The sequence below is a fragment of the Asticcacaulis sp. P2_B1 genome (assembly GCF_056404915.1).
The window spans coordinates 187,121-201,734 of the sequence record NZ_JBFUDD010000004.1; the positions used below are offsets into that span (position 1 = coordinate 187,121).

At 59.6% G+C, this 14,614-nt stretch carries 13 protein-coding genes; 11 read left to right on the forward strand and 2 right to left on the reverse strand.

Annotated elements, in window-relative coordinates:
• Window positions 1-137: 137 nt before the first annotated feature.
• Window positions 138-962, reverse strand: coding sequence for a flagellin (locus AC1DX3_RS12795; protein ID WP_476989688.1), 825 nt, complete (start codon window positions 960-962; stop codon window positions 138-140).
• 445 nt (window positions 963-1,407) lie between these two features.
• On the opposite strand from AC1DX3_RS12795, the gene AC1DX3_RS12800 reads away from it, so the two are divergent.
• The 11 genes from AC1DX3_RS12800 (at window position 1,408) to AC1DX3_RS12850 (ending at window position 14,339) form a co-directional block, all read left to right on the forward strand.
• Entirely contained in the window at window positions 1,408-2,496 is a 1,089-nt protein-coding gene (locus AC1DX3_RS12800) for an ABC transporter ATP-binding protein (protein ID WP_476989689.1), read from the forward strand.
• A gap of 155 nt (window positions 2,497-2,651) precedes the next feature.
• Window positions 2,652-3,536 carry a carbohydrate ABC transporter permease gene (locus tag AC1DX3_RS12805; RefSeq protein WP_476989690.1) on the forward strand — a complete coding sequence of 295 codons (885 nt, stop codon included), beginning with the start codon at window positions 2,652-2,654 and terminating at the stop codon, window positions 3,534-3,536.
• A complete protein-coding gene (locus AC1DX3_RS12810) occupies window positions 3,533-4,369 on the forward strand; it encodes a carbohydrate ABC transporter permease (RefSeq protein ID WP_476989691.1) in 837 nt (278 codons plus the stop codon). Before AC1DX3_RS12805 ends, AC1DX3_RS12810 begins: the two co-directional genes overlap by 4 nt.
• 98 nt (window positions 4,370-4,467) lie before the next feature.
• Entirely contained in the window at window positions 4,468-5,778 is a 1,311-nt protein-coding gene (locus AC1DX3_RS12815; RefSeq protein WP_476989692.1) for an ABC transporter substrate-binding protein, read from the forward strand.
• Between the two features lie 9 nt (window positions 5,779-5,787).
• Window positions 5,788-7,302, forward strand: a complete 1,515-nt coding sequence (gene arfA, locus AC1DX3_RS12820; RefSeq protein ID WP_476989693.1) for an arabinosylfuranosidase ArfA — start codon at window positions 5,788-5,790, stop codon at window positions 7,300-7,302.
• Between the two features lie 441 nt (window positions 7,303-7,743).
• The gene (locus AC1DX3_RS12825; protein WP_476989694.1) at window positions 7,744-10,458 is read left to right on the forward strand and encodes a TonB-dependent receptor; all 2,715 of its coding nucleotides are present in this window, start codon (window positions 7,744-7,746) and stop codon (window positions 10,456-10,458) included.
• Window positions 10,459-10,549: 91 nt separating this feature from the next.
• Window positions 10,550-11,587, forward strand: a complete 1,038-nt coding sequence (locus AC1DX3_RS12830) for an arabinan endo-1,5-alpha-L-arabinosidase (RefSeq protein WP_476989695.1) — start codon at window positions 10,550-10,552, stop codon at window positions 11,585-11,587.
• Between the two features lie 59 nt (window positions 11,588-11,646).
• On the forward strand, window positions 11,647-12,348 hold the full coding sequence (locus AC1DX3_RS12835; RefSeq protein WP_476989803.1) for a FadR/GntR family transcriptional regulator: 702 nt from the start codon (window positions 11,647-11,649) through the stop codon (window positions 12,346-12,348).
• Between the two features lie 26 nt (window positions 12,349-12,374).
• Window positions 12,375-12,701, forward strand: a complete 327-nt coding sequence (locus tag AC1DX3_RS12840) for a hypothetical protein (protein ID WP_476989696.1) — start codon at window positions 12,375-12,377, stop codon at window positions 12,699-12,701.
• Window positions 12,702-12,792: 91 nt separating this feature from the next.
• Window positions 12,793-13,263, forward strand: coding sequence for a CYTH domain-containing protein (locus AC1DX3_RS12845; RefSeq protein ID WP_476989697.1), 471 nt, complete (start codon window positions 12,793-12,795; stop codon window positions 13,261-13,263).
• A 17-nt stretch (window positions 13,264-13,280) separates the two neighbouring features.
• Complete coding sequence (locus AC1DX3_RS12850) at window positions 13,281-14,339, forward strand: aldose epimerase family protein (protein ID WP_476989698.1); 1,059 nt, start codon at window positions 13,281-13,283, stop codon at window positions 14,337-14,339.
• 119 nt (window positions 14,340-14,458) lie between these two features.
• On the opposite strand, the gene AC1DX3_RS12855 is transcribed toward AC1DX3_RS12850, so the two are convergent.
• On the reverse strand, window positions 14,459-14,599 hold the full coding sequence (locus tag AC1DX3_RS12855) for a hypothetical protein (RefSeq protein WP_476989807.1): 141 nt from the start codon (window positions 14,597-14,599) through the stop codon (window positions 14,459-14,461).
• Window positions 14,600-14,614 lie beyond the last annotated feature (15 nt).

Here is a 14,614-nt window from a genome sequence, read left to right on the forward strand (position 1 = left end):
GTTGTCTGTGTCAGATAACAATGTCTCAAGACTAACATATGACAGCGCTGCAACAAGATGCAAAATACGCGCCAAACGCTATATTTCTTTGGCTTCGTGTCGATTGAAACGATTTTACGTTACGCCGTTCCTGAGACCTAGCGGAACAGGCTGAGGATGTAGGAAGAGGACTGGTTGGCGATGGACAGGGCCTGGATGGCCAGCTGCTGCTTGATCTGCAGGGCCTGGAGCTTGGTGCTCTCGCGGGCCATGTCGGCATCGACCAGTTTGCCGACTCCCGCTTCAATCGAGTCCTGGAGCTTGCCGATAAAGGTCAGGTGGCCGTCGAGGGCCTTCGAGCCGGTGCCGAGTTTGGCCAGGGCCGCCGAGACGTTGTTGATCGAGGAATCGAGCGTCGTCAGCAGGTTGGCCGCCGAGGTGGCGGTGGCGAAGTCGGCCATGGCCCCCAGCGTCACGATGGAGCCGCCCAGGGACATGTTTTCGGCGGCGACGGTCATCCGGCTGGTGCCCTCGGCATTGGCCAGGGCGGAGATGGACGAACGCGAGCCGTTGAGCAGATTGACGCCGTTGAAGCTGGCATTGGACAGAGTCTTGGTGATCTGGTCGCGGATCGAGGTGAAGTCGGAGCGCAAGGCGCTGCGGGCGGTGGTATCCAGCGAGGTGTCCGACGCCGCCAGGGCCTTTTCCTTGAGCTCGCTCAACAGGTCCGAAACCGAGCTGCCGGCGGCCATGGCGATATCGATGACCGACGAGCCGCGCGACAGCGACGCCTTGACGGAATCGAGCGACCTGACGGTGGCACGCTGCGACTGGGCGATGGCCCAAGCGGCACCGTCGTCCTTGGCGCTGGACACTTTCAGGCCGGTGGAGATACGATTTTGTGTCGTGCGGAGGTCTGCCGAGATGGCGTTCAGGTTTTGCAGAGCGATCATCGCTCCGATATTGGTATTGACGGACGCCATTGTTTTTGCGCCTCCTATGGGACGCTTCGCCGACATTCTGTCGGGCGGCCGCACTGACGGCAAAGGCCAGTGTGGCACAACAAGGCTAATGGTCCTTGAACGCGGAAAAATATAGTTGGGCCGGATTTGCCGCCTATATAGTCGGACAAAATGAAAATAGTGACGTCCTTTTGTCAGACCTGAAAATAGCGACAATTTTGTGGACGTTGTAGCGTGCAGGCCGGTATTTATATATGGAAATCGCTGCTATGCGGGTGTTGCATGGTGAAAAAGCCGAGGCAGGGCAAAAGCCAATCATCATACTATTTCGCTCTTGCCGGGGTTAAAATTCGGTGTTAAACCGCTTTTTGTCTGAGTAAAAAAGCGCAAAAATTGCACCAGACACAGGGAGAGACCGGCCATTAGGCCGCTGCTCACAACGAAAAAGTTAACTGAGGGTTCGCACGTGAGCGGCATCGCCATCAAGAACGTCAGCAAGGCCTATGGCGCCGTCCAGGTATTGGACGACATCTCGCTGAGCATTGCATCCAATGAATTCATCGCCTTTTTGGGGCCGTCGGGCTGCGGCAAGTCGACCCTGCTGCGCATGATCGCCGGCCTGGAAGAAGTCGATGCCGGCGAGATCCATATCGGCGACCGGCGCGTCGATACCTTGCCGCCGGGCGCCCGCGGGGTGGCCATGGTGTTCCAGCATTATGCCCTTTATCCTCACATGACGATCGCCGACAATATGGCGTTTGGTTTGCGCAATATCGGCGTTGCGAAGGATGAGATCGCGCGGCGCATCGACGAGGCGGCGCGGATTCTGGAGTTGCAGGATTATTTGGGACGGAAACCGGGTGAGTTGTCCGGCGGACAGAAACAGCGGGTGGCGATCGGCCGGGCCATCGTCAAAAATCCCGAGCTGTTTTTGTTCGATGAGCCTCTGTCGAACCTGGATGCGGCGCTGCGGATGCGGACGCGGCTTGAGCTGGCGCAACTGAGGCGGCGGTTGAAAGCGACGATGATTTTGGTGACCCACGATCAGGTCGAGGCCATGACTTTGGCGGACAGGATCGTGGTCATGAAGGACCGCAAGATCCAGCAGGTCGGCACGCCGATGGAGATCTATAGCCGGCCGAATAATGTCTTTGTCGCCGGGTTTGTCGGCTCGCCGCCGATGAATATTTTGAAGGCGGAGATTGTTGAGGAAAAGGGTTTTGCTGTTGCCAGGCTGGGCGATGGGGCGGAGATTCGCACGGCTGTGAAGATGGCTGGGTTGCCGGCGTCGGCGCATTGGCGTGTGGGGCTGCGGCCGGAGAGTGTCAGCGTAGCGGCCGAGGGGGATTTGACCGCGCATGTCGAATTCGTCGAGCGTTTGGGCGAACGGACCTTGGTTTACACCAAGCTGAAGGACGGCACAGCGGTGACCGCCGAGGACGAAGGTTCGAGCCGGGTTGCCATGGGCGATACGGTCAGTTTGAAAGTCGACGGAAAGGCGGCGCATCTGTTTGACGGCGAAGGCTTGGGCTTTCACGCGGATGGCGTGGCATGAATATGTGTTTTGCGGCTAAGGGCTGTGGCCCCCTCCGTCGCGGACTTCGCGCTGATGAAGCGCGAGCGCCGCGCCCAACGCTGGCGAAAGCTGTACTTTCGCTGGCGCTATACCCCCGCTACGCCCTGCGGGCTTGCAAGGGAGGAGAATGTTAGATGGCCGCCCTTCCCATGCGCAAAAAGAAGGCCGAGTGGAGTAACGCGCTGTTCGTGGCGCCGTTTGTGGCTGTTTATCTGTGTTTGTTGATTTACCCGCTGATCGCCGGGATGGGGTTGAGCCTGTTCAAGGCCGACTTGTTCGGCGGCAAGGTGTTTGTCGGCTTTGAGAATTTTGCGCGTTTGCTGCGCGATCCGGTGTTTTTGCAGGCCGTGGCCAATACGTTCGGATTCGTATTGCTGACCGTGCCGCCGCTGACGGTCATTCCGTTGGTGCTGGCCTTGCTGCTGAACCGGCAGACGCGGGTGGCGGCGTTTTTCCGCGGCGTGTTCTTCTCGTCGTCGGTCTTGTCGGTGACGATCGTCACCCTGATCTGGCGCATGATATTGATGCCCGACGGCGGCTTTATCGCCAATGTGCGGGCGATGTTCGGTCTTCCGCCCATACCGTTTCTCAGCGATCCCAATCTCGTCATGGTGTCGATGGCGATTATCACCGTTTGGTGGTGCCTGGGCCTGCCGATGATGCTGTACCTGTCGGCCCTGCAGCAGGTGCCGAAGGATATCTATGAGGCGGCGGCTCTGGACAACAGTTCGTGGTTGCGCATCCTGTGGTCGATCACCCTGCCCTCCGTCAGCCGGACCGTGATCCTGGTGGCGATCTTCGAGGTCGTGCTGCAGTTCCAATTGTTCGGGCAACCGCAACTGATCACCCAGGGCGGGCCCAATGGCGCGTCGCGGCCGATCGTGTTGTTTATCTTCGAGGTCGGGTTCCGGCGCTGGGATATTGGTTATGCCGCGGCGGCGTCGCAGATTCTGTTCGCCATCATATTGATCGCCACCATGGTGCAATATTTCGTCACCCGCAAAGGGGCCGCCCGATGAGCCCGGCCAACTCCAAGCGTTTGAGCGACGCCGGCGTGCTGATCGCCCTGATCGTGCTGGGCCTGATCATGCTGGTGCCGCTGATCTGGACCGTCGTCTTGTCGTTGAAGTCGAACGGCGATTTGCTGCGCAGCACGGCCAATGCCTTTCATGCGCCCTATACCGGCGAAAATTACAGCGCCATCGTGCAGAACAGCCAGGTTTTCCACTGGCTGATGAACTCGGTCATCGTCTCGGGTTTAACGACTCTGGGCGTGCTAGTGCTGTCGTCCCTGGCCGGTTATGGCTTTGCACGTCTGGATTTTCCGGGGCGCGACAAGCTGTTCCTGTTCGTGTTGTTCGGGTTGGCTATCCCTGAGCAGGCGGTGATTATTACGCGGCATCAGCTGTTCAGCGCGCTGCATCTGCACAATTCCTATCCGGGTTTGATCCTGCCCGGGTTGGCGGCGCCGTTCGGGGTCTTCCTGATGACGCAGTATTTCCGCGCCATTCCGAAGGAACTCGATGAGGCTGCCATGCTGGACAACGCCTCGCGCTTGAAAATCTTTTGGAAGGTGTTGCTGCCGCTCACTCTGCCGGCGCAGGCGACCTTGGGGATTTTCACCTTTTTGTCGAGCTGGAACGACTATTGGTGGCCACTGATTTCGGCGACGCGATCGGAGATGTTTACTTTGACGGTCGGTTTGGCGTCGTCGCAGATCAATTTCGCCCAGACCTCGGGTTTGGGGTATCTGATGACCCAGGCGGTGTTTGCCTCGGTGCCGATCCTGATCGTCTACGTCATCTTCCAGAAGTATATCGTGCGCGCGGTATCGGGAGCAGCGGTACGATGAGCTGGACGGGCAAGAAAGAAAGACACCCCCCCACCAACGCGCAAGGGCGCGTCGGTCCCCCTCCCCGCGCAAGGGGCGCAGGGAGGCATAAGATTATTATGTTTCTGGCGTTATTGGCCTTGGCCGGGTGTCAACCGAAGGACAATTACACCCACATTACCGTGCAGCGCATATTCGGCGAGTGCCGGGCCAATATTCCGGTTGGCCAAAAGCCGCTGCGCAATGCCGACGGCGAGTGCGAGATCATCACCGGGCTGCTGGACGCGTTCCAGAAGGAAAATCCCGACATCAAGCTGAAGGTCAATATCGCGGCGTGGCCGGGCTACGACCAGTTGTCGGCCGAATATGCCGCCAATGATCCGCCCGACATCACCACCATGCATATGTCGGCCATGCCGGACTATGAGAAGCGCGGGCTGATCGTGCCGCTGGATGCCGAATTTGCGGCCAACGGCATCAACCCGGCCGACTTCACGCCGGCGGCGCGCAAGGGCGTCACCTTGTATGACAAGAATGGTGACGGTCATGTCTACGGCATGCCGTTCGATAACTGGACGCAGCTGTGGCACATCAATACAGCTTTGTTCGCCAAGGCCGGGCTGATGAAGGACGGTGAGCCGATCCTGCCCCATTCACCGGAAGAGTTCATCGCCCAGGCGCGGCAGTTCAAGCAACGCACCGGTCTGCCCTATGTCATTCAGGCGACATCGAACGAGCAGGCCTCCTATACGCGCAACCTCTATACCTATCTGATGGACCAGCACGCGGCCTTTTTCAACGACCCGAAACATATCCACCTCGATACCCCGGAGGCGCGGCGCGTCGTCGACCTGTTCCGGCAATTGTACACCGAAAACCTGATGACGCACGACCAGGACTATCCGGCGGCGATGGCGGCGTTTTTGAACGGCAAGGGCGGTACAGTCCAGGTCGGGACGTGGATGATCGGGGCGTTTAGTTCCGAGGCCGAGACCGAAGGCCGGCCGCTTTATCACGCCTATACCGTCAAGCCCTACCCGATGCTGTTCGGTTCAGCTCAGACGGCCTATGTCGACGGCCACGCCTGGGTGATGCCGAAGCGCGAGCGCACGCCGGCTGAGACGGCGGCCGTCTTGCGGCTGATGAAGTTCCTGCAACAGCACGATTACGACTGGTCGCGGTCGGGCCATTTGCCCAGCCAGATCCCCGTGGCAATCAGCGCGCAATATCTCGCCCTGCCCCACCGCAAGGACATTATAGCCTTAAGCGCCGACGGTCAGACCTTGCCGGCGGGCGTGCAGCGCCAGTTCGCCATTTCCGACATTATCGGCGACGAGCTGGCCTCGGCCGAGACCGGCCACAAGACGACCGAACAGGCGTTGAAAGACGCCGAGAACCGCATCAACGACCTTCTTTTCCATCTTCTCTGAGATCGCACCATGACCCTCAAAGCCACATTGATCGCCGACCGCGATTTCGTCATTGCCCCATTGGACCGCCGCATCTTCGGCACCTTCGTCGAACATATGGGCCGCTGCGTCTATGGCGGCATCTATGAGCCCGGCCATCCGACCGCCGACGAGAACGGCTTCCGCGGCGATGTCATGGCCTTGACGCGGGAATTGGGCGTGACGATCGTGCGCTATCCCGGCGGCAATTTCCTCAGCGGCTATGATTGGGAAGACGGTGTCGGGCCGAAGGCGGATCGTCCAGTCAAGCTCGACCTGGCCTGGCATTCGACCGAAACCAATGAGTTCGGCACCAACGAGTTCATCACCTGGTGTAAGCAGGCCGAGGTCGAGCCGATGTTCGCCGTCAATCTGGGGACGCGCGGGCCCGACGAGGCGCGTCACTTCCTCGAATATTGCAACCATCCCGGCGGCACCTATTACTCAGACTTAAGAGCGTCGCACGGTTTTCCCGAGCCGCACGACATCAAGTTCTGGTGCCTGGGCAATGAAATGGACGGGCCGTGGCAGACCTGCGCCAAGACGGCGCAGGAATATGGCCGCATCGCCCAGGAAACCGGCAAGGTGATGAAGTGGGTAGATCCGTCGATCACGCTCGCCGCCTGCGGGTCGTCGCAACGCGCCATGGCCACCTATGCCGCCTGGGAATATGAGGTGCTGGACACCTGTTTCGACCAGGTCGACTTCATCTCCCTGCACGCCTATTTCCGCAATGACGGCAACGATATCAAGGAGTTCTTGTCGGAGATCGACAATCTCGACTTCTTTATCAAGGAGATCACCGCGGTCGCCGATGCGGTCGCCGCCAAGCGCCGTTCGAAGAAGCGCATCATGCTGTCGCTCGACGAATGGAATGTCTGGTACAAGGCGCATACGCCCGAGGACGTCAAGAAGCCGGGCTGGCCCAAGGCCCCGCCCCTGCTCGAGGAAATCTACAATTTCGAGGATGCCCTGGTCGTCGGCGGCGCGCTCATCGTCATGATGAACAATGCCGATCGGGTCAAGGCCGCCTGCCTCGCGCAGCTGGTCAATGTCATCGGGCCGATCTTTACCGAGACCGGCGGGCCGGCGTGGCGCCAGACCATCTTCCATCCGATCGCCGATGCGACGCGTCTGGGCCATGGCGAGGTGTTGCGGTTGAAGGTCGATACCACGACGTTCGAGACCAAGGCGCATGGCGAGGTCCCGCACCTGCTGGCGACGGCGATCTTCAATGCGGAGACAGGCGCGGTCAGTCTGTTTGCTTTGAATCGTTCGGCGGATCAGGCGATGGATCTGGCTTTGGACCTGCGCGGTTTGGGCCAGGGTTTGACGATTGCGGCGAGCACGGAACTGCATGAAGGCGACCTGAAGAAGGTCAATTCCAAGGACGCGCCGGATGCCGTCGCGCCGCGCGCCAATGAATCGGCGAAGATTTCGGGCACGTCGTTTACGGCGCAACTGAAGCCTTTGTCGTGGAATGTGTTCGCGCTGACGGCATCTTAGATGCTCAATCGCCGCATGGCTCGCCGCACGAGCGGCGGCGGGCAGTCGCCCTTGCCGGTTTCGCTATCGCGGACCCGGAGGCGTTCAACATCTCCTGAAATTGTTGCGCAAATAAACGTTGAAGCGCCCCTTCCCGAAGACAGGAAGGGGCATTTTATATTTGTCCTACTAAAACTTCCCGAAGTGCCTGTAATCATATGATTATTGCCCAGCCACGAAAGTACCATAGGTATTTTTTTCACATTTGAAATTACTTATTTCAACTTTCTTTTTATTATTTCAATAACTTATCTCAATGTTGCGGATTTGCGACATAAGTACAATAAATCAGACAAAAAGATGATTTCTGTGTCGCGACTCCCTTGACTCAAATCTTTTGTCGGACAATATGGCCGTATAGAGTTCAGCCTATCAACGAACCGAAGCTAGGGAGATTAAATAATGACTGACATGTCGTCAGGGTCGCGTCGCGGCCGCACAGCTAAATTCACCAAATTATGCCTGACGGCGGCGGTTTCCGCCTTCGCACTCGGTATGGGCGCTCAAGGCGCTTTCGCGCAAAATGTCGCGCCGGCGGCGTCTACGACTGGCGATGAAACGGTCGTCGTTGTCACCGGCCAACGCAAAGCCGCGCAAAGCGCTCAGCAGATCAAACGCCGCAGTGATGTCGTCGTCGACACCATGGTCGCTGAAGACGCCGGCAAGCTCCCCGACAACAATGTCGCCGACGCCCTGGCGCGGGTGACCGGCGTCCAAATTCGCCGCGATTCCGGTGAAGCCAATTCCGTGCTGATCCGCGGCCTGCCGAATATCGTCACCCTGCTCAACGGGCGTGAAATGTTCACCACCACCGGTCGTTACGTTGCCCTCGCCGACGTGCCGGTCAACATGATCCAGCGCGTCGACGTCTACAAGTCCAACGGCGCCAGCCAGATCGAAGGCGGCATTGCCGGCACGATCGACGTCCGCACCCGCCGTCCCTTCGATCAAAAGGGCCTGCAGTTCAACGCGAACGTACGCGCTCAATACAATGACAAAGCGGGCGCCTACGACCCCAATCTCGGCGCCACGGTTTCCAATACCTGGGATACGAGCCACGGCCAGTTCGGCGCACTGCTGGGGCTGTCCTACACCCGCAGCCACTTCCATGAAGAGCGCGCCTTCAACGTCGAGTCGGTGGACCAGACAGGCTCCTTCCCTGCAGGCACCCTGCCGTCGGGCCTGACCAGCATCAAGGCGCCGTTCGTTATGGGCTATATTCCCATCACCGGCGACCGCCGCCGTACTTCGGCCAATGTCGCCTTGCAATGGCGGCCGAATGAAGACACGGACGTCTATTTCGAAGGTTTCGCGACCGAATACAAAAACGACTTCGAGCTCGATTTCTTCGTCGGCCTGCCGCTGCTGGGCGACGGCAATATCTCGGCAACCGTCTATCCGGGCACCAATATCCTCAAGACCCTGACCAACCACAACGTCTTCACTATCACCTCGACTCAGGCCAATCGCCAGAAGTCGTTCACGACGCAATTCGCTGTCGGCGGCACTCACCGCATGGGTAATTGGAAAGCATCGACCGACCTGGCTGTGACCGACTCGACCTTCGATTACGAAAATCCGATCCTCGATACCGCTGTGATCGTTCCTCTGGTGAAGGTTGACACCAACCACAACGGCACGGCTCAGCTCGATTACGGCGGCCCGGGCTTCGACATCAAGTCGAGCAATGGCTTCTTCCTCGCCAACTGGTTCGACAATTACGGTCATGACAAGGGCAAGAGCGTCGACTGGAGCGGCGATCTGACCTACTTGCCGGACGAAGACATCACACTGAAGGAATTCAAAGCCGGCGTCCGTTTCGCCGACCGGACAGCCGAGCACATCAACCAGTTCATCGGCGGCTACGGCGGGCCGAACACGCCCACCAATGTCGTCGACGTACCGGGTCTGGCCGGCCTGTCGGAGCCGATGGCTTCGGGTGGTCCCGACTATATCATGACGCAGTGGGCGACGCCGTCCGCCGACTTCCTGCTCAACCATACCGGCACCATCCGCAAGATCTTCACGGGTACCGAAGACGCCAAGCCTCTGGATCCGGGGTCGTTCTTCTCGGTCAAGGAAAAGACTTCTGCCGTTTACTGGCAAGTCAAGGCCGGCGGCGATATGGGCGCCGTGCCCTGGTCCGCCCTGATCGGTGTCCGCCTGGTCAACACGCGGGAAATCCTGAAGGGCAACCTGTCGCAGGATACTGACCCGAACCATCCTGGCCTGGAATACACACCGATCGATCGTGAGACCGAGGCCACCAACCTGCTGCCCAGCCTCAACGTCAAGTTTAACCTGACGCCCGACGTGGTCGCGCGCTTTGCTGCGGGCCGCACCCTGACGCGTCCGAACTTCGGCGATCTCAATCCCGGTGTTTCGCTGTCGACTGTCGTATCCAACACCACCGGCCTGACCGGCGGCGGCGGCAACCCCAATCTGCGTCCGTTCACCTCTAACAATTACGACCTGGCTTTGGAATGGTATTTCGCCGCTGACGGTTTCCTGACGGCGACGGCTTTCGATCGCGAATTCAAGGGTTATATCCAGCCCTTCTATGGCAACGAAACCTTCGGCGGTCTGAACTACCGTGTGACCCGCCCCGGCAACACCGGTGACGGCCACGTCAACGGCCTGGAAGTCGGCTACCAGCAGTTCTACGACTTCCTGCCCGGCATCTTCAGCGGCCTGGGCCTGCAAGCCAACGTCACCTATATGAAGGGCCAGACAACAGCCTTCTCGACGGTGCAGAACGCGTTCATCAACCGTCCGATCGCCGGTTTGTCGACCCTGTCCTATAACCTGATCGCCCTGTACGAAAAGGGTCCGTGGTCCGCCCGCGTCGCCTATAACTGGCGCGACAAGTTCCAGGATACGCGCGAATTTACGCCGACCTACGACCTTTGGGTCGCCAAGACGGCCCAAATGGACGCCCAGGTTTCCTACAAACTGAATTCGAACGTCACCTTTACCCTTGAAGGCATCAACCTGCTCGATACCAATTTCAAGGACTATTTCGTCGACCCGCTCCATCCCGAGCTGACCGGCTACTTCCCGCGCGATACCCGCCGTTACGACAAGACGATCCTGCTCGGCTTCCGTTACAAGATGTAATCGCCATTCCGCTCAACTGACCTAACTGGGGCGCTGTCGCATATCAAAAGCGTCAGCGCCCTCTTTTATTCGCTACAACCGAGCTTGTGCCATGTGGACTCGACGAAGATTCAGCAAACTGACCCTGGGGGCAGTAACGGGCGCCGGTTTGATGACCGCCACGCCATGGACCTCTCTGGCGGAGAGCGGCGCCTCCCTCAATGACCGGCTGACCGGCGACGTGGCGCCCGTCCACGACCCCTGCATCATCGAAGACAAGGCGGGAGGCTTTCACCTGTTCACCACCAGCCAAATGTCCGAAGGCAAGGGGCTGATCCATTGGCGTACATCTCCCGACCTGGTGACGTGGACATTCAAGGGTGCGGTGCTACAGGCTTTCCCCGACTGGGTCATGGAGGCGGTACCGGGCACGAAGGGAATTTGGGCGCCTGACATCAGTTATGTCGGCGGACGCTACTATCTCTATTACTCAGCCTCTACTTTCGGCTCCAACCATTCCGTCATTGGCCTGCTGACCACGCCGACGCTCGACACCTCAGCTCCGGACTTTGCCTGGAAGGACGAGGGTCTGGTCATCGCTTCCGATACCAAGGACGATTACAACGCCATCGACCCCAACCACATCATCGACGAAAACGGCCGCCACTGGCTGACGTTCGGCAGTTTCTGGACCGGTATCAAGTTGATCGAACTCGACCCGGCATCCGGCAAACAAAGGGATGCGAAAGCAGAGCCCAAGGCCATTGCGCGCCGGCGCGATCCAGGCGCCATCGAGGCCCCCTTCATCCGGCGCAAGGGCGAGTATTATTATCTCTTTGCCGCCTACGACTTTTGCTGTCGCGGCGCCAATAGCAGCTATTACACCTGCTGCGGCCGTTCCGCGGCGATTGATGGTCCCTATCGCGACCGCGATGGCCGCAAGATGTTGAACGAGGGAGGAACCGTGGTGCTGCATGCCGACCTCGATCCATTGAAACGCTTCAAGGGCCCGGGCGGCGCGTCGGTGCTGCAATCCGGGAGTAAGGAGATCGTCGTGTATCACGCCTATGACGCACAAAGGAACGGCATGCCGACCTTGCGCATGCAGGTCCTGGCATGGACAGCCGATGGCTGGCCGGTGGCCGTATGACCCAGCCGCATCTCACGGTCGTCAGCCAGGTCGAGCCGCTGATTTCGGAGGCGCCGAACATGGTCATGCCGGGGTCGCAAGGGCGGCTGCACGGCGCCATGGCGCATCGCCTGGGGGTCGAGATCCTAAAGGGCATCTATCCATCGGGCTCGGTCCTGCCCAATGAGATCGATAACAGCGAATCCCTGCATATTTCCCGCTCGGCCTATCGCGAGGCCATCCGCATCCTGGCGGCCAAGGGCATGGTCGAAAGCCGGCCGAAACTGGGGACGCGGGTGACCGAGCGCAGCCGGTGGAACATCTTGGATCCCGAGGTTCTGGGCTGGATGTTCGAGACAGAACCGTCGGAGAGCTTTATCAAGGGTTTGTTCGAGCTGCGGCTGATCACCGAGCCGGCGGCGGCCGAACTGGCGGCCAAACGGCGGACCGAGGCCCAGGTTGAGGCCATGGATCGGGCGCTGCTGATCATGGCGCGGGAGACCCTGGCGACCGATGCCGGGCGCCAGGCCGATCTCGATTTCCACTCGACCCTGATCCAGGCGACGGGCAATGAAGCCCTGGCGTCGCTCAGCAGTTCCATCGAGGCGGCGGTGTCGTGGTCGACGCGCTTCAAGCAGCGCCATGGGCCGTTGCCGCGCGATCCGGTGCCGGAACATCGTCGAGTTCTCGAAGCCATTGCGCGCGGGGATACCGGGGCGGCGCGATGGTGCATGGAGTCGCTGGTGCGGATGGCGCTGGAAGATACGCAGCGGAGCATGTAGGGTCGGTCAGGATACAGGGTACAGGTATGGAGATCATGGCGGCGCAGGCACCAACAACGGACAAGATTGTACCCTGGCTGGCCCTGGCGTTTGGTTTGGGCACCTTGACCGCTTTCGCCATGATCATGCTGGCATTCCGCCTCTATGTCAGCATCACGCATCCCTATTGGATAGGCTTGACGCTCCTGGGACTGGTGTGCCTGTCGACCTTGCTTTACCGAAATCGCGGCAAGGTAAGGCCCTCCATGACGGTCAATGTGTTGGTTTTCTCGGGTCAGGTGGCCTTCTTTACAGTGGGCGCCCTGGCGACATTCTATGTTTTGATGTCGTTTTATCCCCCGAACTTTCAGTGATCTGACGACGCCCGTCGGTATCTCGCTATACCGGAAGAAGCGTTGGGTATAAGGCTTGGCGAAGTCTAAGCATCCAAGCCCGGAGGCATCCATGTACGAAATCGAACGCAAGTTTCTGATCTGCCGGCCGCTGGCGGAGGTGGTGGCCGGAGCCGAACGCAGCCGCATCGAGCAATGCTATCTGCCGGGCACGGGTGACTGGGCGATACGGGCGCGCAAGCGGGTTTCGGACAGCGGGACAGTCTATCTCTTGACCATGAAGAAGCGCCAAAGCGATCGCACCAATGTCGAGCTCGAAACGGCGGTAGCGGAGGCGATGTACGCGCAGATCGAAAGCGTCTGTGGGCACGATCCCCTGGCCAAGAACCGCTATATTGTCGGCCGGTGGGAGATCGACGAGTTCCTCAATCCTGAGCTGGAGGGTTTGATCGTCGCCGAGATCGAGCTCGGTTCGGAGAACGAGGCCATCGACATGCCGGACTGGCTCGGCGAAGAGGTCACCGGCCGATACGAATATGCTAATGCCTCGATTGCTCGACGCCTCGGTGCGGTTGCGGCCTGATTTTCAAGCGAGTTCCCATGCCCTCCATCAAGATCACCCCCTTCGGTACCCTGAAAGACGGCACGCCGGTCAAGGCCGTCGAGCTCCATAATGGCGTGGCCACCGCGCGTATCATCACCTTTGGCGCGACCTTGCAGGCCCTGATGGCGCCCGGCCGCGACGGGATATTGGCCGATATCGTGCTGGGACATGACGATCCGCAGGGTTACGAGGCGTCGGCTGTCTATCTTGGCGCCACGGTCGGCCGCTATGCCAACCGTATCCGTGACGGGCGGTTTAGTCTGGATGGCAAGGACTATGTTCTGGCGCGGAATAACGGACCGAACGCCCTGCACGGTGGCGTCAAGGGCTTCGACAAGGCGATCTGGACGATAGGCGCCAGCCGCGCCGACGCCAGCCATGCGGCGGTGACCTTCGGCCATGTCAGCCCCGACAGCGACGAAGGCTATCCCGGCACTTTGACGGTGGCGGTGACCTATAGCCTGGGCAGCGATAACGCCCTGACGATCAGCTATGAGGCGACGACGGACGCGGCGACCGTGATCAACCTGACCAACCACGCCTTGTTCAACCTGGCCGGCCACGGCAGCGCATTGGATGCTGAATTGGTTTTGGCGTGCGACGCCTATACGCCGGTCGATGAGACCTTGATACCGACGGGTGAGCTACGGGATGTGAGCGACACGCCGTTCGATTTTCGCACCGGTGCGGTGATCGACGACCGGGTGCGCATGGGCGATACTCAGATTCGCATCGGCCGTGGTTTCGATCATAATTTCGCAGTCAATGGCGGCGTAACGGCCGAGCCCAAGCCGGTGGTCGATATGGTGCATCATGCATCGGGTCGGGGCTTGCGGATATTGACCACCGAGCCGGGTATCCAGGTCTATTCGGGCAATTTTCTCGACGGCACGATCATGGGTAAGGGCGGCCGGATGTTGCGCCAGGGCGACGGGATTGCTTTCGAGGCGCAGCATTTTCCGGATTCGCCGAACCAGGGTGCATTTCCGAGCACGGTGTTGCGGCCCGGGAACGTGTATCGCCAGGTGACGGTGCATCAGTTGTATGTGGAGTGATGGCTGAAGCGCTTGGAAGCCATGCAGAAAGAAAGTACCCCTCACCCGGCAGGCTGAAGCCTGCCACCCTCTCCCCTTAAAAGGGGCGAGGGGAAGGAAAGAGAGCTTGTCGCTAAGGCTTAGGCCTTCTTCTTGCCGGTGCCGGTGGTCGGAGTCAGCGAACCATTGGCAAACAGAGGGGTCGCTGCCGTCGACGCCACGGCCTTGTCGGCCTTGGGTTTGCGAACTTCCTTGTTGCTCTTCTTCTGACCTTTGGCCATGGGTTTTCCAGTGCA

Excerpts from the sequence above, each read along its gene's own strand:
- AC1DX3_RS12840 (WP_476989696.1), top strand. The coding sequence starts at position 12,375 with ATGGAGATCATGGCGGCGCAGGCACCAACAACGGACAAGATTGTACCC.
- arfA (WP_476989693.1), top strand. The coding sequence starts at position 5,788 with ATGACCCTCAAAGCCACATTGATCGCCGACCGCGATTTCGTCATTGCC.
- AC1DX3_RS12830 (WP_476989695.1), top strand. The coding sequence starts at position 10,550 with ATGTGGACTCGACGAAGATTCAGCAAACTGACCCTGGGGGCAGTAACG.
- AC1DX3_RS12795 (WP_476989688.1), bottom strand. The coding sequence starts at position 962 with ATGGCGTCCGTCAATACCAATATCGGAGCGATGATCGCTCTGCAAAAC.
- AC1DX3_RS12845 (WP_476989697.1), top strand. The coding sequence starts at position 12,793 with ATGTACGAAATCGAACGCAAGTTTCTGATCTGCCGGCCGCTGGCGGAG.
- AC1DX3_RS12815 (WP_476989692.1), top strand. The coding sequence starts at position 4,468 with ATGTTTCTGGCGTTATTGGCCTTGGCCGGGTGTCAACCGAAGGACAAT.
- AC1DX3_RS12835 (WP_476989803.1), top strand. The coding sequence starts at position 11,647 with ATGGTCATGCCGGGGTCGCAAGGGCGGCTGCACGGCGCCATGGCGCAT.
- AC1DX3_RS12825 (WP_476989694.1), top strand. The coding sequence starts at position 7,744 with ATGACTGACATGTCGTCAGGGTCGCGTCGCGGCCGCACAGCTAAATTC.
- AC1DX3_RS12855 (WP_476989807.1), bottom strand. The coding sequence starts at position 14,599 with ATGGCCAAAGGTCAGAAGAAGAGCAACAAGGAAGTTCGCAAACCCAAG.
- AC1DX3_RS12850 (WP_476989698.1), top strand. The coding sequence starts at position 13,281 with ATGCCCTCCATCAAGATCACCCCCTTCGGTACCCTGAAAGACGGCACG.
- AC1DX3_RS12805 (WP_476989690.1), top strand. The coding sequence starts at position 2,652 with ATGGCCGCCCTTCCCATGCGCAAAAAGAAGGCCGAGTGGAGTAACGCG.
- AC1DX3_RS12810 (WP_476989691.1), top strand. The coding sequence starts at position 3,533 with ATGAGCCCGGCCAACTCCAAGCGTTTGAGCGACGCCGGCGTGCTGATC.